We start from the raw sequence: 19,524 nt of genomic DNA on the forward strand, positions 1-19,524 counted from the left end.
GCGTCAGGCCAGTTTTTTCTTCAGGGCTGCCGAGATGGGGGAAGGGAGAAACGGATCGATGTCGCCGCCGTGCCGGGCGACCTCTTTCACCAGCGTGGACGAAATAAAGGACCACTGCTCCGCCGGCATCAGGAACACGCTCTCCAGCTCGGGCATCAGGTGCGTGTTCATCTTCGCCAACTGCCACTCATACTCGAAGTCGGATACCGCCCGCAGTCCGCGCACCAAAATATTCGCCTGATGTTTCTGAGCAAAATGCGCCATCAGTTCGCTGAATCCCATCACTTCGACGTTGGTCAGATGACTGGTCACTTCGTGCGCCAGCGCGACGCGCTCTTCCAGCGTGAACAGCGTATTTTTGCTGGGGCTGGCGGCTATCGCCAGGATCAAGTGGTCGAACATCCGGGCGGCGCGGGTCAGCAGGTCGAGATGGCCATTGGTCAACGGGTCAAAGGTGCCGGGGTAAATCGCTCTAGTCGTCATGATGTTTACGCTGGTTATTCAGGGCCCATAATCCAGTATATTTATTAAACGTATACTGCGCATTGACTATCGCCAGCAGCAGCCCGCGCTTGCCGTCCAGAAAGCCCGCGCGCAGCAGCCAGGTCTTGGCGAAGGCGCCGAGCGTATGGATCAGGATGGAAAGGTAGCTGCAGCGTTTACCCGCCTGGAAACGCGACTGCGCCCAGCTGGCGGCATAATCAAACTGCTTTTGCTGAAAGGCGAAAAAATCCCGACAGGTGAGATGCTTGAGATCGCCTGCCAGCGAAACGACGCGCGCGTCGCCATAATCCAGCGACTCATGCACCTCATTATCGTTGTAGCGATAGTGGCGCGGATAAAGGCGTATCACCTCATCGGGATACCAACCGCTGTGGCGCATAAAGCGCCCTAAAAACAGATTGCGGCGGGCACAGCGATAGACCGTTTTGCCGTCGGGTGCCGCGAGCACGCGCTCAATCGCGCGTTTCAGCTCAGGCGTGACGCGCTCATCGCAGTCGATCATGAAGATATAGTCGCCGCTGGCGTAGCTTTGAGCCCGCTGACGTTGCCGACCGAAGCCCGGCCAGTCGTCATGCTCGAATACCTGTGCGCCGTACTGACGCGCGATCGCCTGCGTGTCGTCGCTGCTGCCGGAATCCAGAACGATGATCTCATCCGCCCAGGAGACAGAGGCCAGGCAGTCCGGCAGTAGTTCAGCCTCATTGCGGCTGATGAGCACGACAGACAGGCGAGGATGGATCATTATTGTCTCCGCGGAGGTAGGTAGGGTTCCAGGAGTTTTAGCAGACTTTGCAGCGCGCCCTGATTTTTATGCAGTACCTGCACCGCGTGACGCCCGTAATACTGGCGATAGTCATCGTCGGAGAGAAGATTACTGACCTGTTCGACCAATGAGGCGGTGTCCGTCACCGTGATCAGGCCGTCGGACTGCTGCAATCGGGCGCAAATATCTTTGAAGTTGAACGTATGTGGGCCCATCAGCACCGGGAGCGCATGCGCTGCGGGCTCCAGCGGGTTATGCCCGCCGCGTCCTATCAGGCTGCCGCCGACAAAGGCCAGGTCGGCGATGCCGTACAGCAGCATCAGTTCGCCCATCGTATCGCCGATGACCACCTGCGATGAGGCCGAGGGGATAGCGCCTTCGCTGCGCAGGGTATATTCGAGACCGGCCTTGCTGACGATGGTTTTGGCGTCGTTAAAACGCTCCGGATGGCGCGGCACCAGAATCAGCAGCAGGTTAGGGAAGGTCTTCAGCAGTTCGTAGTGCGCATCGACGATGATCTTTTCTTCGCCGTCGTGAGTGCTGGCTGCGATCCACACCGGGCGCTGTGAGGCCCACTGGCGGCGCAGCGTCACGGCTTTCGCCGCCAGCTCCGGCGTGACGGAGATATCGAATTTCAGGCTGCCGGTGACGTTCAGCTGTTTACGCTTAAGGCCCAGTGAAATAAACCGCTCGCCGTCTTCCGCATTCTGAACGGCGATCAGGGTGATGCGTCGCATCAGGGTACGCATCAGTTTGCCCAGCTTTTTGTAGCCGGCGGCGGAGCGTTCGGAAAGACGTGCGTTGGCGATAACCAGCGGAATATGACGCTGATGCAGGGCATCGATCATATTGGGCCAAAGCTCGGTTTCCATTACAATGACCAACCGTGGCTGAACGTGATTCAAAAAGCGCTTCATCGCGCCCGGTAAATCATAGGGCAGATAGACGTGGTACACGTCTTTGCCGAAGGCGGATTGCGCGCGTTCCGAGCCGGTCGGCGTCATCGTGGTGACGGTGATGGGCAGCGAAGGATAGCGGTAGCGTAAGGCTCTCACCAGCGGTACAGCGGCCAGTGTTTCTCCCACGGAGACGGAATGCAGCAGGATACCTTCCGGTTTTACGGTGTCTTTGTAGAAGCCATAACGTTCGCCCCAGCGTTTGCGATAGGCAGGGATTTTGCGGCCGCGGAGCCAAAGACGGATCCAGATAAAAGGCTGGATAAGGTAAAGCAGAAAGGTATACAGCAGCTGTAACATAAGTATCGATATTTAAGTCAGAGATAGCGAATTCTATATATTTATAGCCGCTAAATCTATCACTTACGATAGCGGAGACTGCGATATCCTTTTTTTTACAGGGATGTGTAATGCTCAATCAATCAATATGTTGCAACTATTGCGCCTTGTCGCCATTAGAACGTAAATCACTGTAATATCGGGACTTTATAATGCGGTGTGTCGTGAGTTTCTTCTCAAGAATGTTATGAGAAAATTATATAATTCATATAAATAAAATTTGAGAATTGCGCTACAAATTATACCTTGAATTAATAACGCCATACTGGCGTTATCGAACGTCGTCATTATTGGAAAAGGACTCAATAATAGGCGAGTATGTTCTGTGTTTAATGATTATTTTTTCAGTGTCTCCGTTTGCTATTTTAGCCAATATTCCTCGTTTTTATTTACCACCATAAAATAATGCGTCGAAAGCATTTTAGTCTTTTTCTTCCCTTAATGACTGTATTGCCGTCCTAAGAGACCCTATCAGTCTATAGGTTCTTTGACAATGAATTAGAGATAAACCTTCTTTCACTAAAATCATGTAAATAATTGAATTATAAGTATCATCATTGAGTGGTTATTGATTATAAAAAGACGTTATCATTTTAGTATGACATTGGCGTGATGCGATAATTCCTAGTCAAAATACGGGCTCTTGCTCTCAGTCGTATATTCCTGTTTTATCGATGCCGAGTCTATTTTGGCGAGAAGAATGACGCAAAAATAGAGTCTATACTGACTCCCAACATTATTTCTTATGACGGCCTATTTTCTTCCAATGAGAAAAAGAAACAAAATATCCATATTCGCCTATTTTTCTGTGAACAATTGACGATGCCAGTCCGTCGATGCGGATCCAGGAGGGCGTTATATCCCTCTCTTTCAGATAAATCCCGACATCGCCGCAGTGCATGAAAGGCGAAGCAGAACGTTAATAAACACGGGAGAGACATTTTTTCTTACGCTGCCGTTGCGACGGGACGGAAAGCCGTAAGAATGTGAGCGGCCCGTTTGGGGCCGCTTTGCCGTTATCGAGAGGGTAAGTGGGACGGTTGACGCATCCCGAGAGCGAGATAAGCCGCGCATATAGAGTCGATGCGGTAGCGCTCGAGCAGGGACTTATCAATTGCCGGAGGAGAGGCCAGCACCGACTTCAGCGTTTCCGCCAGCGAGTCGGCGGACAGCTCCGCCAGACCTTGGGCCAGCGGACCGGTCAGTATTTCTTCCGGCCCTCCTGGGCAGCGTGTGCTGACGACCGGCGTTCCACAGCTCAGCGCTTCAACCAGCACGTTGCCGAAGCCTTCGCTGTCGGAACTCAACACCAGCAGGCGGGCATGGCGGATATAAGGGTAGGGGTTGTCGCAGAACCCTTGAAAAATAACGCGATCGGCCACGCCCAACTCGACGGCCAGCTGCCGTATGCGCTGTACTTCCTCGTCCCGGCCTTTTCCCAACAAGACCAACGGCATCTCGATGCCGCTCAGCGCATAGGCACGAATCAGACGGTCGTGACGTTTGTTCGGATGGAAACGACCGACGTGCACCAGATAATCCGTCCCGGCGCGTTCGCAGGGCTGGTCAGCCAGTGCGGCAATCGCCGCAAAATCAAACGGGTTGTTGATGACCGCCGCGTTGGAAGGCCGTACCTGAAAGGCGCTTTGTAAATCCGACAGTACCGCCTGAGACACCGCAACGATATTGCGCTGCTGGTAGACCTGCTGAATTTTAACCCGTTTCAACCAACGGGAGAGGCCGGTCCGATGGCCAAGATACGAGGGAGAAAACATGCCGTGCAGGCAGAACCAGACTTTGTCGGGATTCAGCGCCCGGCTGCGAGCCACAATACGGTCGGTCTTGTGCAGGTTTGACAACACCAAATCGAACGGACCCTGCTGCGCTTGCGCACCTTGAATTGCCTTATCCAGCATCGCAGCGCGGCGGCGAAGCTCGGTGAGCTTGCGCCAGGGCGCACGGCTATGGTCGACGATCGTCTGATAATCCACGCCTTCCGGCATCGGATATTCGCAGACGTCGCGCAGCGAAAAAAGCGAAACCTGGTGCTGCCGGGCGACCAAGCCGGCCGCCAGCGTCAACACCACTTTTTCTGCGCCGCCGCCGGGCAGACCGTCGATGATCATCAAGATTCGCATGCGTCAGTCCAATAGGGTTTGATAGAGCGAGATCAGCTGCTGAGAGAGCTTCTGCGGCGATGCGTCGATAATGCGCGCGCGCGCCGCGTCGCCCATGCGGCTGCCGGGTGCGGCGGCGGGCAGCGTCATAACGGCGTCGGTCAGCGCCGGGATGTCCAGCGCGTCGCAGACGAAACCATTTTCCCCGGCCCGGATGAATTCCGATCCGCCGCAGGTCGTGGTCGTGATGACCGGCAGTCCGCAGGCCATCGCTTCCAGAATCACGTTGGGGAAAGGGTCGTAGAGCGTCGGCAGCAACAGGCCGTCGGCGGCATGATAGTAAGGCTGTGGATCTTTCTGCATACCGGTAAAGCGTACTCGCGATTTGCATCCCAGTGAGGCCGCCAGCGCCCGGTATTGACGTTCCGCTTTATCCTGCCCGACGACGATCAGGTAGCGGTCCGTCCCGGCGATGGCCCGGATGGCCGCCGCCAGCCCTTTGCGTTCGAAGCCGGATCCGACGTAAACCATCACGCAGGCGTCATGCGGCAGCGCCAGCGCGGTGCGCATTGCCCGGCGCTGCGACTCTTCTGCGGGTAAAAAGCGTGTGCTGTCGATGGCGTTGTAAATCACATGGATCTTGTCCGCGTTGAGGCCGAACTCTTCGATAATTTCCTGTTTAATCAGTTCTGCGTTGCAGATGACCGCTTTCAACTGCGGCGCCCGATACATATCGCTTTCCGCCTGCATGACATAGCGATGGAACCGGTTGGCAAAGAGTAGCGGTTTGCGCCAGGCGGGCAGCAGACGTGCGCGCTGCATTAGCCAGCGACGATGAACGCCGTCGCCGGCGCGATAAATGTCGCATCCTGCGATACGTTCGTGGCTCTGCACCAAATCGAACTGCTCTTGCTGCCACAGGGCGCGGGCGGCGTCGGCGAATCCGCGCTCACGCCCGACTCGGGTCCAGTAGCGGGGATTACACAGGTGCAAATGCCAGTTTGGCTTCTTTTCACCCTGCCACTGACGCGTAATAACGTTCAGCTGTAAATCTTGATCTTCCAGCGCCTCTAGCGCGCGGCTTACAAAGCGTTCTGCGCCGCCGTCCGGCCGATATTTTTGCCGCACGATGGCGAGGCGAAAATGACTCATGATAGTTGTCTCCGTGCCGCGGCCGTGACCGCCTCGACGGGGATCAGGTCGAGATAGCGTTGTTGTGTGCCGGTGTTGATATCATCGGGGTCGGGTAGCGTGCCGTAGTCGCCGGCCCAGATCACTTCTCCCGGCGCCTGCCAGGGACGCCAGAAGTGCAGTTTCGAAGGGCCAAATAGAGCGATGCTGGGGGTTTGCAGGGCGGCGGCCATATGCATGGGAACGGAATCAACGCCCAAAAACAGGCGGGCATGGTCGATAAGCGCCGCCAACTGGCGCAACGTCAGCTGACCGGAGAGCGAGATCACGCCGCTGGACGGGCAGCGGGCAAGAATATCGGACACCATTTTTTGCTCTTTTGCATCCGGTCCGGATGTCACGACGACGGTGTGCCCGTCCTGCCGCAGTGCGGAAATCACCGCCGCCATATTCGTTTCGCTCCAGCATTTGAACAGCCAGCGGGAGGTGGGCTGGACGACGATGTAGGGACCGTCAACCTGCTGCTGCCGCAGTTTTTCCTGACACTGCGTCCAGTCTTCGGCGGTATACCCCATCGTGACCTGCGTGCTGACGGAAGGAATGCCCAGCGGTGAGAGAATAGAGAGGTTTTGCTCCACGGTGTGTTGGTGCTCATGCTGCGCCGTGCTGACCAAATCGCTATGGCAGTATCGCCATAGCGGATGCTGACGTTTATCAAAGTCAAAACCCAGCCGAACCGGCGCGCCGGTCAGTTTCGCTATCAAGGCGCTTCGCCACTGATCGGCCAGGTTGATGACGAGATCGTAGCGCTGATGACGCAACTGGCCGATCAACTGCCACTCTTTGCTGAGCTGGGTCCGCAGCCCCTGTTTTTTCCATTGGCGATCGATGGCGAAAATACGATGGATGCGTGAATTAGCCGCCAGCATATCCTGCGTTTCAAGGTACAGCAGAACATCGATTTGGGCATTCGGATAGGTTTGACTCAGAGTGTTGATGACCGGAGTGGTTAACAGCATGTCGCCATGATGGCGAAATTTTATCAGCAGAATATGCCTGACGGCATGGGCTGTGGTGTGATTCATCAGCGGTGTTTCTCATTGCAAGCAGAAGGCGATTTTAGATGACATCGCTCTGAGTGGCTACTACTGATCCCCGACGAACTTCGTTATCCATATCCATTTAACGTGCGTAGCAACATCTTTGGTTACAATAATGACTTTTAACGGCGACGGTAGCGGCTTAGGCTTCCTACATCACCGACCTACGTCACTTTACGTCCTTAGATTATCAGGCGCCATTTCCATGTGTAAACCAGCATTTATCATCACGATCGATACGGAAGGAGACAATCTTTGGCAGAGTCATGACAGGATTACGACAAGGAATTCTCATTATTTGCCGCGGTTTCAGCAGCTTTGTGAAAAATACGGTTTCAAGCCAACCTGGTTGACAAATTACGAAATGGCTTTAGATCCCGCCTATATTGAGTTCGCCAGGGATGTTATCGCCCGAGACGAGGGAGAGGTCGGGATGCACCTGCATGCCTGGAACAATCCGCCTGAGTTCGATCTGACCGGGGATGATTGGCGCTATAAACCTTATCTGATCGAATACCCGAAGGCGTTGATGCGCCAGAAAATCGAGTACATGACGTCGTTACTTGAAGATACGTTCCAACGCAAAATCCGTAGCCATCGCTCTGGCCGCTGGGCGTTGGACGAAGACTACGTTCAACTGTTGATTGAGTACGGCTATGAGATTGACTGCTCCGTCACACCGCGCGTGAACTGGCGGTTTTCGCCGGGTGACCCGAACGGGCAAGGCGGCACAGACTACAGTCGTTTCCCGCACCATGCGTACTTCATGGATTCGAATAACATTGCTCAACCGGGTAACTCTACGTTGCTGGAAGTGCCAATGAGCATTCAGTATAAGCACAGCGGTTTCCTCAACGCGATGACCCGGATATACGATCGCCTGCGAGGAAAACAGCGCAGCGCTTCCGTGAATTGGGTGCGGCCGAAAGGCGCCAACCTGCGTCAGATGGAATCGGTGGTGGAAAAAGTGTTGGCGGAGGGCAACGACTATGTTGAGTTTATGCTCCATTCGTCGGAATTAATGCCGGGAGGCAGCCCGACATTTCCTACAGAGCAACATATAGAAACGCTATATCGTGACGTAGAGGCGTTATTCGCCTGGCTGGCAGAGAAAACAAGGGGGAAAACGTTGTCGGAATATTATCAGGGAATTAAGGCTGTTTAGATGAAAAAAGGCTGGAAATTTAAACTCGTAGATCTGTTTTTGCGTATGTATACCCGTTGCTGCGGTCGGCTTCAGCCCGCGCCTCAGCTCGTGACGGAGAGCGCGTTCTCCCACATTGTCATTTATTCTACAACCGCGCTGGGCGATTTGATGTTTAATACGCCGGCCATCCATGCGGTGCGCCAGCGCTTCCCCCAGGCGAAGATCACGCTGGTCGTGCACAAGAAGCTGGAAGCCTTCGTTGAAGGTGGAGAAGATTGGCAGCACGTCGTGTGCTGGAATACCAAAATCAAAACGGTGCCTCAGCTGGTTCGGGACATCCGGCGGTTCGGCGTGCCCGACCTGGCTATCATTCTGCATTCACACGATCCTTACGACTATCTGAGCGCGGTGATGTCAGGGGCGAAATACGTGCTGCGCGATAACTATGTCGACGGTATCACGCCGATGGATCGCTGGCTGGCGGGGTATGTCGTCGGCTTCCGCGGGCATGTGATTCAGCGCAAGCTGGCGCTGGTTTCTATGCTGGGAGCGGACGTCAGCGATATCAGTATGCGCATTCCTTTTGCGGTGCCGCCGGCCGACAGCATCGGACGCGGAACGGTGATTGGATTTCAGATGGGAGCCTCGACGTCTGAACGGTGCTGGCCGGTGGAGTATTTCGCCGCGGTGGCCGAGCATTTTCTTACCACGGACCCGACCTGCCAGATTGCACTGACGGGGTGGTCGGGCGATAGCCCGCTAGCCGAGTCGCTGCTGCGGCAGGTAAACCCGGTGTTGCATGCCCGTATCGTCAACCATATCGGTTCGTCCAGCCTGAAAGCGTTAGTAGGACTGATCAACGGTATGGATGTGTTGGTGACCGGGGACACGGGGCCTTTGCATATTGCAATCGCGCTTAGGGTACCGACGGTTAGCCTGTTTGTGACGGCGGAGCCGCACAGCACCGGCCCTTATCAGGATCCGGACCTGCATGATGTCATTTATGGGGTCACCAATAACCTCGCGATTCAGCAAGGTCATGTGATGGAGGCGATTAAGCCACAGCAGGTGATGGATAAGGTAGCGCGTCGAATTGAGCGGATAAAGGCGAAGCGGGTGGTGTGATTCGCTAAGGCAGCTTTGCTGCAACAACCTCGTTGGCCGGTGCCTTCGGGCGAGTCAAAACGCCCCTGACGAAAGTCGAGGGGCGTTATATTTAGCGGGCCAGAAAACCGAACAGGTATCTGAACCACCACATCGGTTTCCAGAGCGTATTTTTCTTGCGTGCAGGCGGCTTACGGTGGACGTTTTTCACGATGCTCCAACTGAAGTTCAGAAACATTCTGCTGTGTCCGAACTCCTCGCCGTAGGTTTCGATCTCATGTTTCTTTTTATCATCGACGGGCGTGTTGGCCGAGAGATCGCGCTCCAGCGTGTGATACGACTTATTGCGGTTTACATTTCTTTCCGAACACAGGTATTTCTTTGACAAATAACGCTGAATGGAGCCGTGGTACTTCTGGTATTTCACGAAGCGATAATCTTCCGCTCCATAGTTGCCCGCAAATTCTTCGTCGTAGCCGAAGAATCGCATGAATCGGGCGCGGGACATAAAGAACAGGTTGGAGTGGCCTTTATAGATTTTCTGCGGGTTTTCCGGTGAGTTGCGATAGAGCTTGAAGAAAGTGCGTCCCGGATTGCGCCTGTCCGACATGTAGCGCAGCGTATTCTCATGGATGATATGGTCGAGGTCGGTCATGACGATTTTATCGGACTTGGCGTACAGCGCGCCGAGGTTTCGCGCACCGGCCTGATTCCACGGAATGTTCTCGTTAATCTTGATCCAGATAAGGTTTAGGTTGAATTCGGGGATGTCGTAACTGACCGGGGAGCCGTCGTCGACGATGACGAACTGGATAACGTCCAGCAGGTCGGGGGAGTACTGCTCGTACTCGCGCAGCAGCGAGATAACGGAGTCGATATCGCTTTGGTTGCAATAAAAGTGAGTGACGTAGCTTAGTTTGATATGTGACTTATCAACCCGGTTAATTTCTCGAATATTTTCCATGTTGGCCTGTACGTAATAATAAATTATCTAACGTTATTGTATATTTGAAAACACTGCATGCAATGAAAAACAGAATATCATCATTCGTATCAATGATATTCTGCTTGCTTTCAATCGTTAGCGGTTTGTTCGGAAGCGCCGGGCTTATAGGCGATAATCCCCAAGAGTAGTCCGCTGAGGAACATATATTCTTCCATATAATGATCTAATAATATTCTGTCCACCATTGAACGGAAGAAAAAACCGCTCGAAAGGAGTAGAAGCACTACGCCTACGGTCTTATTTTCTTTAAAGAACGCATGGATTGATATTTTAAATATCATCAGGTTGTAAATAATCCACAGTAAAATCCCGATAATGCCGTATTGCAGACCATATTCCAGAATACCGCTATGGCTATGGCTAATATCGATCAGCGGATTATTGTATTTCTCATGCAATCGTTGTAAAAATGCCGTTTTGCTGGTGCCAATTCCCAACGGATATTCAACGATAAAATCCGTCGCCTGGTGGACATAGGCGATTCGACATGCGTTCGAGTGGCTGACCGGTGTACCATCCGCATGCACGGGAATGACGCGTTCCGGGCTGTTAAAAATAAAGCAAAAGCTGTTGCTGGGAGCATTCCACCCCACTTCTACATCTTCTCTGATGTTTTTCCAGCGAGGGTCTTTTTCATAGGAAAACAGGCCGACGCTTACTACGGTGCAAATAATAAGCAACGAGTAGAGGCTTAATTTCCACAGATTAATGGTGTGAATCTTTCTAATAATAAACACCAGACTGATGGATAATATTCCGAAGACCATGCCGACTGTGCCCCAGCGGGTATTTGCGAGGCCGGTCGCAATGACGTTGGAGATAATCAACGCCACGACAACGCCGGTATTCAGCATCAACAGGCGTCGGTTTTCCAATATGCGCAACAGTAAATCAGAAAAAATGATGATGCTTATCAGATTGATTTGAAAGCTAAGTTCCAGACGTGATGGGAAGATATAGGTTTCTCCCCACATGACAGCGCCGGACTTAAAGTACATATACACAATCGTCAAAATATGAAGAAAAATTGGCGCCCAAAAGCTCAAAATGATGGCGGTAATCAGTTTTTTGTAGCTCAGGTTTGGAAAATTGAACGCAATAATTGAATAAAAGATTAGGCCGTAGACAAATAGCATGAGCGGCCTCATCCATTGACTGTGCCAGGCCCTCATCGTGTCGTGCAAGTGGGGGGAAAATAAAAGCGCGCATGACAACGTTACGACGGTCATTATGCCCAATATCACCAGCACATTTTTTATCTTGCCTGTATCCAGATTTTGCAAAAAGCGTCGGTCTTTGAAAAAAAGTAGCAGGGAAAAGACGAAGGCGCCGTAAATAAGTAAATTCCGGTGGAAAGGTAAAAGTTTGCTGGGAATAGCCCAAAAAGAGCACAGCAATAACGTTATGACCAGTAAAAATAGCGCAATGGGTTTATGGCTCGATATCGACATATTTACCTTCTGGGAAGAATCTCCAGCTCCCTATTCTGCATTTTGTCTGTTTTCGTACAATCAAAGTTGAACATGACATCAAAGTATCCCCTTGATGAGGTGGAATATTCTTATTTGTCATTTTTATAGTCAGGAATCATGTTTTTAATCCAGCGGCAAGCGGGAAAAAATGTCGGCGCTGGTGATGGAACGCATCGTTTTGTCATGGGATACGACGGCGATTTGATTTTTCCCATATCCGCCGATCAATCCCGGGTCCGTCGGGCCATAGAGCGTAATATTCGGCCGATCGAGCGCCGCCGTCAGATGACTAAGCCCGGTATCCACCGAGACGACGGCCTTGGCACCAGCCAATACCGTAGAGACCTGTTCCAGATTCAGCCGCGGCAGAACATCCACGTGCGGGAAACCGTCCGCGAGCCGCAGCGCGCGCTGATACTCATGGTCTGCTCCCCACGGCAGTTTAATCCCTAGACCACTCGGTTGCATAAGTGCGATCAGTTCGCGCCAGTTTTCTTCCGGCCAGTGCTTTTCGTCGCGGGTGGTGGCGTGCAGGAAGACCAGATAATGCCCGGCGTCTTCCGGCGGTGAGGTCAAAAATTGGGCTGCAATCGCGTAATCCCCGGTTTCCGCAGGGCGGCGATAGTTCAGACTGGTTGAAAACAGTTCACGAATGCGTTCGACGGCATGCTGCTCGCGCGCCACCCGGTGGCGGTATTGATAAAACCAACTGGCCAGCGGCTCGCGGGCGCTTTTCCAGTCCAGCCCGTGCTTATTGCCGTGCGCCAGACGCGTGACTAGCAAAGCGCTTTTGATCAATCCCTGCGCGTCGATGACCGCGTCGTAACGCCGGGAACGTAGCAAACGCTTGAACGCCGAACGCTCCTGGCGAACGGCGGCGCTGAACCAGCTTTTGCGCCAGCGGCGAATCGCGACCGGGATCACCCGGTTAACGGCCGGATGCAAGCCAGGGATCTGGGCGAAACCCTCTTCGACCACCCAGTCGAATTGGATGCCGGGTACGGCGTGCATAGCATCGGTCAACGCGGGTAGGGTGTGCAGAACATCTCCCATCGAGGAGGTTTTCACGATCAGCACTCTCATGCCTGCGCTCCTCGCTCGTGCAAATGCTTTTCCAGCGTGTTCAACACCCGTTCCGGCTGAATGTCGATCAGGCTCTGATGATAACCCTGTTCCGCATCGCCTTTGCGCACGCGATGATAGCCGCTGATCAAGCGGATCACTTCCGCTTCTTTGGAAAGCGGCGGCGTAAAGTCGGGACTGCTGGGGCCGTAGAGGGCGACGAGCGGCCGATTGAGCGCGGCGGCGACATGCATGAGACCGGAGTCGTTGCTGACCACGACGCGGCAGGCGGCGAGCAGCACGACGGCCTGGTCCAGCGTGGTATCGCCCGCCAGATTGAAGCAGGACGTCTGAGCCTGTGTCGTCAGGGTGTTGCGAATATCTTCGCCCGACTGACGGTCGTTGGCTGAACCGAACAGCGCTACCTGATAGCCGCGTTCGATCAGCGCTTGAGCCAGTGCGCCATAGTGGTAATGCGGCCAGCGTTTGGCCGGCCCGAATTCCGCGCCGGGGCAGAATCCGATTAGCGGTCGGTCGCCCTGCAGACTGAACTCGGCGAGTGCCGCTGAGATTTCGGCCTCGGAGACCTGCAGCTGCGGCCACGGCAGCGGCGCAGGGAGATCGTCCGCGCTGTTCATCGCCTTCGAGTCATAGCCGAGCGCGACGTAACGTTGCACCATCAGCGGAAAGGCCGCCTTGTCCAGCACGCGAACGTCATTCAGCAATCCATAGCGCATTTCGCCGCGCCAGCCGGTGCGCTGGGGTATCTTTGCGAAAAACGGCACTAACGCGGATTTGAATGAGTTAGGCAGGACGTACGCACGGTCGTAGCGCTGAAGCCGGAGTGCGACGCCCAGACGGCGACGCTCACCCAGCTGGAGCGCGCCGTGGCCCAGCGGCATGGCCAGCGCCTCATTCACTTCCGGCATGCGCGCCAGCAGCGGACGGCACCAGGCCGGCGCCATCACGTCGATGACGGCATCCGGATGTTCGGCCTTGAGCGTGCGATAAAGACTGTGCGACATCATCATGTCGCCGACCCAGGACGGGCCGATTACCAGAATTTTCATACCGTTCGAGATCCCCTACGGTCACGCAGGATTATGCGTCGCGGTTAAGCCAGGCCATGTAGTCGGCTACGCCTTCAGCGACGGTGTGGAACGGTTTGTCATAACCGGCCGCGCGCAGTTTGGTCAGATCCGCCTGCGTGTAGGACTGATAGCGGCCCTGCAGTTTTTCCGGGAAGGGAATGTACTCAACGCTGCCGGTCTTGTGGTAATCCAGTACGGCGTCGGCGACGGCCTGGAACGACTCAGCCCGGCCGGTCCCGCAGTTGAAAATACCGGATACGCCCTGTTTCCAGAACCACAGGTTAACGGCGGCGACGTCGGCGACATAGACGAAGTCGCGCTTGAAGTTTTCGCTGCCGGAGAACAACTTCGGATTTTCGCCCTGATGGATCTGCTGGTTAAGGTGGAATGCCACGCTGGCCATGCTGCCTTTGTGACCTTCACGCGGTCCGTAGACGTTGAAATAGCGGAAGCCGCAGACCTGCGAGCCCGCGTGCGGCAGAATTTCACGCACGTACTGATCGAACAGAAATTTGGAGTAGCCGTAAACATTCAGCGGCTGTTCGAACTGACGCTCTTCCACAAAGTGGTTGCTACGCCCGCCGTAGGTGGCGGCGGAAGAGGCATACAGGAAGGGAATGCTGCGCTCCAGACAGTAATGCAGCACCTCTTTGGAGTACTGATAGTTGTTATCCATCATGTACTTCCCGTCCCACTCGGTGGTGGAAGAGCAGGCGCCCTCGTGGAAGATCGCTTCGATATCACCCAAATCGTCGCCGGCGACGATATTAGCGATGAAATCTTCTTTATCGATATAGTCGGCGATATCCAGATCCGCCAGGTTGGCGAACTTGGTGCCGTCTTTCAGGTTATCAACTACCAGAATGTCCCGGTAACCTTGGTCATTCAACGCTTTCACGATATTGCTGCCGATAAAGCCGGCGCCGCCAGTCACGATAATCATGGGAATTACCCTTGCTAAGCTGTTAGGTGAGGCACCGCGCCTCACGCTATCTATTGGGCGCTATCATAGCATTTCATTTTCCAGCGGACAGCCTGGCATTATTTTTCTGCCGGTGGCGTACTGATGAGGGGATCGCCCGTCCAGGTCTGCCAACGCTGCTTGAGGTAGACGATGGGAGCACTGCGGCCCATGTTTTCGCTAAGCTGGCTAAGCACCTGCGGTTGGGGCATCGGCGGCAAGGGGCGTTTAGCCCGACACTGCGACGGCGGACGGAACGTGTGTTTCGAGGCGGTATAGACCGGCAAAGGTCGGTACCGCTGGGGGTCCTGAGGTTCGTTCAATAGCTGGCTAGGCCGTACCAGCACGATATCGGAGGGCAGCGTGGGCAACATTTGTTGCAGTACGCGGAGGGTATTGGGGTGCGGATGGCCGATGGCGATGGCGGAGCCGTTGCGGCGGGCCAACTCAACGGCTCGGCTGAACTGTTTGCGAATGTCGGCTTCGTTCTGGCTGTCATCCAGAAAAACCCTGCGTTTGATGACTTTAACGTCGGTGCCTTCCGCCGCGCGGCTGGCTTGGCTGCTGCCTATCGTCATGCTGTCCAGAAAGTAGAGACGGTAAGCGGCCATGGCCTGCATCACTTTCTGCATGCCCGGCAGGCTGGCGGTCATGGCGCTGCCCATATGATTATTAAGCCCGACGGCATAGGGCACCTTACCGACCGCCTCACGCAGAATGCGCTGGATCTCTTCGCTGCTCATGTCCGGTCGCAGAGTGTCTCGCTCCAACGGCTGTTTGCTCATCGGAGCCATGGGCAGATGGATCAGGACTTCGCGCCCCTGCTGGTGGGCTTGCGTCGCCATTTCTCGCGCGTTCGGCGCGTTCGGCAGCACCGCGACGGAAATCGCCGTCGGCATGGCCAGGACCTGTCGTTCATTGTGGAGGCGGTAGCCGAAGTCGTCGATAACAATAGACAGTTTGCCGGCCCAGGCCGGAACAATCAGGCCACACAGGGCGATAGCCGAAATAACGCGAGAAATAAATGGACGCAAAACTACCTTCCTAACCAGGGGAGTGGGTTAACGGCCTGACCTTGACGCCGAATTTCAAAATAGAGCGCCGGCTGGCTTTGTCCGCCGCTGGTGCCGACGAGCGCGATGGCTTGTCCTGCCTTGACCTTGTCGCCGACGGACACCAATGCGCTCTGGTTATATCCATATAGGCTCATGTCGCCTTTGCCGTGCTCAATCACCACCATCAGACCGTAGCCTTGCAGCCAGTCGGCCATCAGTACGCTGCCGTCGTCGATGGCTTTGACCTCGGAGCCTTCCGGCGCGCCGATCACCAGTCCTTTCCAGCGGAGTTCGCCCTGCAATGGCTCGCCGTAACGGTGCAGGGTTTGACCGCGAATCGGCCAGTAGGCCTGTCCATCCGGTCTTCCCAGCCCGCCGGTGCGCGCCATTAGAGAACGTTCGCTGTCGGTGGGGGTGTAGCGGGTGCCGCTGCGTTTCGCCTTATCTTCTTTTTCTCTGACGCGTGCGGCCTCTCGGGCTTCTCGCTCGGCGCGCGCGCGGGCTTCGCGCTCGGCGCGGGCGATTTTATCGCGCAGACGGGCTTCGTTCTGGCGCAGTTCGGTCAATTGCTGCCGGTCTTTTTCCAGCGTGCTTTCGAGCGTGCTAAGCGTCTTCTGGCGTTCGCCCTGGGCCTGTTCCAGGGTTTTCTGCTGCTGCTGTTGTTCGCTGAGCAAACTTTGCTGACGCGCCAGCCGGTCTCCCAGCGCCTGTTTTTGCTGCGCAAGGTCGGTGCGCGTTTGCTGCAGATGGGCGATAGATTCCTGACGGGCCTGATTCAGATATCCGAAGTACGCCAGAATGCGTTCGCGACGCTGGCTTTCCTCGCCGCTCAGAATGAGTTGAATTCCGCTGTGCTGACCCTGACGGAAGGCGGCATCCAGCTGTTGTGAGAGCAGTTGCTCCTGCGCTTTCTGTCGCGACTGCAGTTTGGCGATGGAGGCGTTGAGCGCCTTGATTTCCTGCGCGAGACTCTCCAACGTGCCGCGCGTTTCCCGCAGCTGGCGGCTGGATTGTGAAATAGACTGTTCCTGGCGTTTCAACTGCTCCAGCAGAGCGCTGCGCCGCTGTTGCTGCTCCGTCACGCTCTTCTCTTTAGCGGCGATGTTCTGCTGCAGAGATTTGAGCTGTTGCTGGTTGTCGTCGGCCCCGCTGCGGAACGGCAACAGTAAAGCGCCAATGCACAATGCACTGGCGCAGTATAGTCGCCGACGTCGGCGGCCGGTTGTCCCTAATGGTACAGAAAACGCGCTTTTATTCATGATGATGGATTATTCCACGATGCTCAGCCGCTGACCAGTTGTCTCACTCAGGCTTTCTATTACTAACTGTGTGCGAGAGACACCGACGCAGGCCGGAATGAGATCAATAATAGATAAGTGGAAGACGCTCCGCATAAATGATCGCGCATGCCGCTTTTTTGCGGGTTTTTATGTCGCTACGCGCAGATTCGCTCGGCGATATTGGCTTTCAGGCTGTAATTGCCCTATCGCGCAGGTATACTCAAACGCCTCAATATTGATTGCTTAACTGATTCCGGAGTCGTTACACCTCATGCAAGACATTATGCAAGAGATCATGCCATTCGTTAGCAGACACCCGATCCTCAGCCTGGCTTGGGTTGTGTTGCTTGTTCTGGTTATCGTGCTTACGTTTAAAAGTAAGTTTTCAAAGGTGAAAGAGGTTGCTCGTACAGAAGCGATCCGACAGATCAACAAAGAAGATGCGGTTATTGTCGATCTGCGCACGCGTGAAGAGTATCGCCGTGGCCACATCGCCAGTTCCATCAACCTGTTACCCAACGATATTAAAAACGGTAGCCTGGGCGAACTGGAAAAGCACAAGGATCAGCCGGTCATCGTGGTCTGCGCTAACGGGATGTCTTCCCGTCAGCCGGCGGAGCAGCTCTTCAGCGCGGGCTTTACCCGTGTTGCGATCCTGAAAGACGGTCTTGCGGGCTGGAGCGGCGAAAACCTTCCATTGGTGCGCGGCAAGTAACCGGGACGGCCGTCCGTCGCGCCCGCGGCAATGATTGACCGGGCGCGGGGCCCTTAGCGCTGGCGTTGACTTTCCGCAGACAGGGAAGCGCGTCAGGGAAATCTAACAAAAAAGGTATTTTCAACTATGTCCGAACACAACAACGTCGAAACCTCATTCCAAATCCAGCGTATCTACACCAAAGATATCTCTTTCGAAGCGCCGAAGGCACCGCAGGTGTTTCAGCAGGAGTGGAGCCCTGAGGTCAAACTGGATCTGGATACGGCGTCTAGCCAGCTGGCCGACGACGTCTACGAGGTGGTGCTGCGCGTCACGGTGACTGCGCTGCTGGGTGAAGAAACGGCGTTCCTGTGCGAAGTTCAGCAGGCGGGTATTTTCACTGTTTCCGGTCTGGAAGGCCCGCAGTTGGCTCACTGCCTGGGCGCTTACTGCCCGAACGTACTGTTCCCGTATGCGCGCGAATGCATCACCAGTCTGGTTTCTCGCGGTACTTTCCCGCAGCTGAACCTGGCGCCGGTCAACTTTGATGCGCTGTTCATGAACTACCTGGAACAGCAAGCATCCGAAGAAGGCGCCGCCGCGCCGCAGCTGGATGCCTGATGAACATGCCTGACGCTTCCATGGCCGTTATCGGTGCCGGATCCTACGGCACTGCACTGGCGATCACACTGGCGCGCAACGGCCATAACGTTGTGCTCTGGGGGCATGACCCTGCCCACGTGCAGGCGTTGCAGGATGCCCGGTGCAATCAGGCGTTTCTACCGGACGTGCCTTTTCCGGATACGTTGCTGCTGGAGAGCGATCTGACGCGTGCCGTGGCCGCCAGCCGAAATATTCTGGTGGTTGTGCCGAGCCATGTGTTTGGCGACGTATTGCGCCAGATCAAACCGTATCTGCGTGCGGATGCGCGCATCGTTTGGGCGACCAAAGGGCTGGAAGCCGAAACCGGGCGCCTGTTGCAGGATGTGGCACGAGAAGCGTTGGGCGATGCAATACCTTTGGCGGTGCTGTCGGGACCGACGTTCGCCAAAGAGCTGGCTGCCGGTCTGCCTACCGCGATCGCACTGGCGTCGACGGACAGCCTGTTTGCCGATGATCTGCAGGAACTGCTGCACTGCGGCAAAAGTTTCCGGGTTTATCGCAATCCGGATTTCATCGGCGTGCAACTGGGCGGCGCAGTTAAAAACGTTATCGCCATCGGCGCGGGGATGTCCGACGGGATGGGCTTCGGCGCGAATGCCCGGACGGCATTGATTACCCGCGGTCTGACCGAGATGACCCGCTTGGGCGTTGCGTTGGGGGCGGATCCCTCGACGTTTATGGGAATGGCCGGATTGGGCGATTTGGTCTTGACCTGTACCGACAATCAGTCGCGTAACCGGCGTTTCGGGATGATGCTGGGGCAGGGGATGAGCGTGGATGCGGCCTGTGACCAGATTGGACAGGTTGTTGAAGGCTACCGCAACACGAAAGAAGTCATGGCCCTTTCAACGCGCCTTAACGTTGAGATGCCGATTACCGAACAGTTGTGGCAGGTGCTTTACTGCGGCAAAGATGCACGAGAGGCCGCGCTGAGCCTGCTGGGCCGGTCGCGTAAAGACGAGAGCGCCAGCTAATCCCTTTTCGAGGAGAACGATATGCGCCGTTTGACGGCGCTTATCTCGTTTTGCCCAGCGTACAGAAGACATGACTTTAGCACGCGACGGAATTCGGAGGACGGT

18 protein-coding genes are annotated in these 19,524 nt (G+C 55.2%); 5 read left to right on the forward strand and 13 right to left on the reverse strand.

Features of this window, described 5'->3' with window-relative positions; all coding sequences use genetic code 11:
- Positions 1-3: 3 nt before the first annotated feature.
- The 6 genes from coaD to rfaQ all read right to left on the reverse strand — a co-directional run bounded on the left by coaD (position 4) and on the right by rfaQ (position 6,898).
- Positions 4-483 (reverse strand): pantetheine-phosphate adenylyltransferase, encoded by a 480-nt coding sequence (gene coaD, locus I6N93_RS00525; RefSeq protein ID WP_085686956.1) that lies wholly within the window; start codon positions 481-483, stop codon positions 4-6.
- Positions 473-1,246 carry a glycosyltransferase family 2 protein gene (locus I6N93_RS00530; RefSeq protein WP_085686958.1) on the reverse strand — a complete coding sequence of 258 codons (774 nt, stop codon included), beginning with the start codon at positions 1,244-1,246 and terminating at the stop codon, positions 473-475. The genes coaD and I6N93_RS00530 overlap by 11 nt, the downstream gene beginning before the upstream one ends.
- Positions 1,246-2,523 (reverse strand): lipid IV(A) 3-deoxy-D-manno-octulosonic acid transferase, encoded by a 1,278-nt coding sequence (gene waaA / locus I6N93_RS00535; RefSeq protein ID WP_085686960.1) that lies wholly within the window; start codon positions 2,521-2,523, stop codon positions 1,246-1,248. The genes I6N93_RS00530 and waaA overlap by 1 nt, the downstream gene beginning before the upstream one ends.
- 1,055 nt (positions 2,524-3,578) lie before the next feature.
- On the reverse strand, positions 3,579-4,700 hold the full coding sequence (locus I6N93_RS00540) for a glycosyltransferase (protein WP_085686962.1): 1,122 nt from the start codon (positions 4,698-4,700) through the stop codon (positions 3,579-3,581).
- Between the two features lie 3 nt (positions 4,701-4,703).
- Complete coding sequence (locus tag I6N93_RS00545) at positions 4,704-5,831, reverse strand: glycosyltransferase family 4 protein (RefSeq protein ID WP_085686964.1); 1,128 nt, start codon at positions 5,829-5,831, stop codon at positions 4,704-4,706.
- On the reverse strand, positions 5,828-6,898 hold the full coding sequence (rfaQ, locus tag I6N93_RS00550) for a putative lipopolysaccharide heptosyltransferase III (RefSeq protein ID WP_373853572.1): 1,071 nt from the start codon (positions 6,896-6,898) through the stop codon (positions 5,828-5,830). Before rfaQ ends, I6N93_RS00545 begins: the two co-directional genes overlap by 4 nt.
- 217 nt (positions 6,899-7,115) lie before the next feature.
- Between rfaQ and I6N93_RS00555 the strand changes: the two genes are divergently transcribed.
- The gene (locus I6N93_RS00555; protein ID WP_085686968.1) at positions 7,116-8,075 is read left to right on the forward strand and encodes a polysaccharide deacetylase family protein; all 960 of its coding nucleotides are present in this window, start codon (positions 7,116-7,118) and stop codon (positions 8,073-8,075) included.
- Complete coding sequence (locus I6N93_RS00560) at positions 8,076-9,182, forward strand: glycosyltransferase family 9 protein (RefSeq protein WP_085686970.1); 1,107 nt, start codon at positions 8,076-8,078, stop codon at positions 9,180-9,182.
- 91 nt (positions 9,183-9,273) lie between these two features.
- On the opposite strand, the gene I6N93_RS00565 is transcribed toward I6N93_RS00560, so the two are convergent.
- The 7 genes from I6N93_RS00565 to envC all read right to left on the reverse strand — a co-directional run bounded on the left by I6N93_RS00565 (position 9,274) and on the right by envC (position 17,067).
- Positions 9,274-10,125: a glycosyltransferase family A protein gene (locus I6N93_RS00565; protein WP_085686972.1), complete on the reverse strand. Its 852-nt coding sequence runs from the start codon at positions 10,123-10,125 to the stop codon at positions 9,274-9,276.
- A 110-nt stretch (positions 10,126-10,235) separates the two neighbouring features.
- A complete protein-coding gene (locus tag I6N93_RS00570; protein ID WP_085686974.1) occupies positions 10,236-11,618 on the reverse strand; it encodes an O-antigen ligase family protein in 1,383 nt (460 codons plus the stop codon).
- A 144-nt stretch (positions 11,619-11,762) separates the two neighbouring features.
- Positions 11,763-12,722, reverse strand: a complete 960-nt coding sequence (gene rfaC, locus I6N93_RS00575; RefSeq protein WP_085686976.1) for a lipopolysaccharide heptosyltransferase RfaC — start codon at positions 12,720-12,722, stop codon at positions 11,763-11,765.
- Positions 12,719-13,771, reverse strand: a complete 1,053-nt coding sequence (gene rfaF, locus I6N93_RS00580; RefSeq protein WP_085686978.1) for an ADP-heptose--LPS heptosyltransferase RfaF — start codon at positions 13,769-13,771, stop codon at positions 12,719-12,721. The genes rfaC and rfaF overlap by 4 nt, the downstream gene beginning before the upstream one ends.
- A 31-nt stretch (positions 13,772-13,802) precedes the next feature.
- Entirely contained in the window at positions 13,803-14,735 is a 933-nt protein-coding gene (rfaD, locus tag I6N93_RS00585; protein ID WP_085686980.1) for an ADP-glyceromanno-heptose 6-epimerase, read from the reverse strand.
- Between the two features lie 98 nt (positions 14,736-14,833).
- On the reverse strand, positions 14,834-15,787 hold the full coding sequence (locus tag I6N93_RS00590) for a divergent polysaccharide deacetylase family protein (RefSeq protein WP_085686982.1): 954 nt from the start codon (positions 15,785-15,787) through the stop codon (positions 14,834-14,836).
- A 2-nt stretch (positions 15,788-15,789) separates the two neighbouring features.
- Positions 15,790-17,067 (reverse strand): murein hydrolase activator EnvC, encoded by a 1,278-nt coding sequence (envC, locus tag I6N93_RS00595; protein ID WP_112147665.1) that lies wholly within the window; start codon positions 17,065-17,067, stop codon positions 15,790-15,792.
- Between the two features lie 301 nt (positions 17,068-17,368).
- Between envC and I6N93_RS00600 the strand changes: the two genes are divergently transcribed.
- The 3 genes from I6N93_RS00600 to gpsA all read left to right on the forward strand — a co-directional run bounded on the left by I6N93_RS00600 (position 17,369) and on the right by gpsA (position 19,419).
- The gene (locus tag I6N93_RS00600; protein ID WP_232100176.1) at positions 17,369-17,803 is read left to right on the forward strand and encodes a rhodanese-like domain-containing protein; all 435 of its coding nucleotides are present in this window, start codon (positions 17,369-17,371) and stop codon (positions 17,801-17,803) included.
- Positions 17,804-17,929: 126 nt separating this feature from the next.
- Positions 17,930-18,403: a protein-export chaperone SecB gene (gene secB / locus I6N93_RS00605; RefSeq protein WP_026738436.1), complete on the forward strand. Its 474-nt coding sequence runs from the start codon at positions 17,930-17,932 to the stop codon at positions 18,401-18,403.
- Positions 18,403-19,419, forward strand: coding sequence for an NAD(P)H-dependent glycerol-3-phosphate dehydrogenase (gpsA, locus tag I6N93_RS00610; RefSeq protein WP_085686986.1), 1,017 nt, complete (start codon positions 18,403-18,405; stop codon positions 19,417-19,419). Before secB ends, gpsA begins: the two co-directional genes overlap by 1 nt.
- Positions 19,420-19,524: the final 105 nt, after the last annotated feature.

The organism is Lonsdalea populi, from assembly GCF_015999465.1.
In the GTDB taxonomy this organism is placed as follows: Bacteria; Pseudomonadota; Gammaproteobacteria; order Enterobacterales; family Enterobacteriaceae; genus Lonsdalea; species Lonsdalea populi.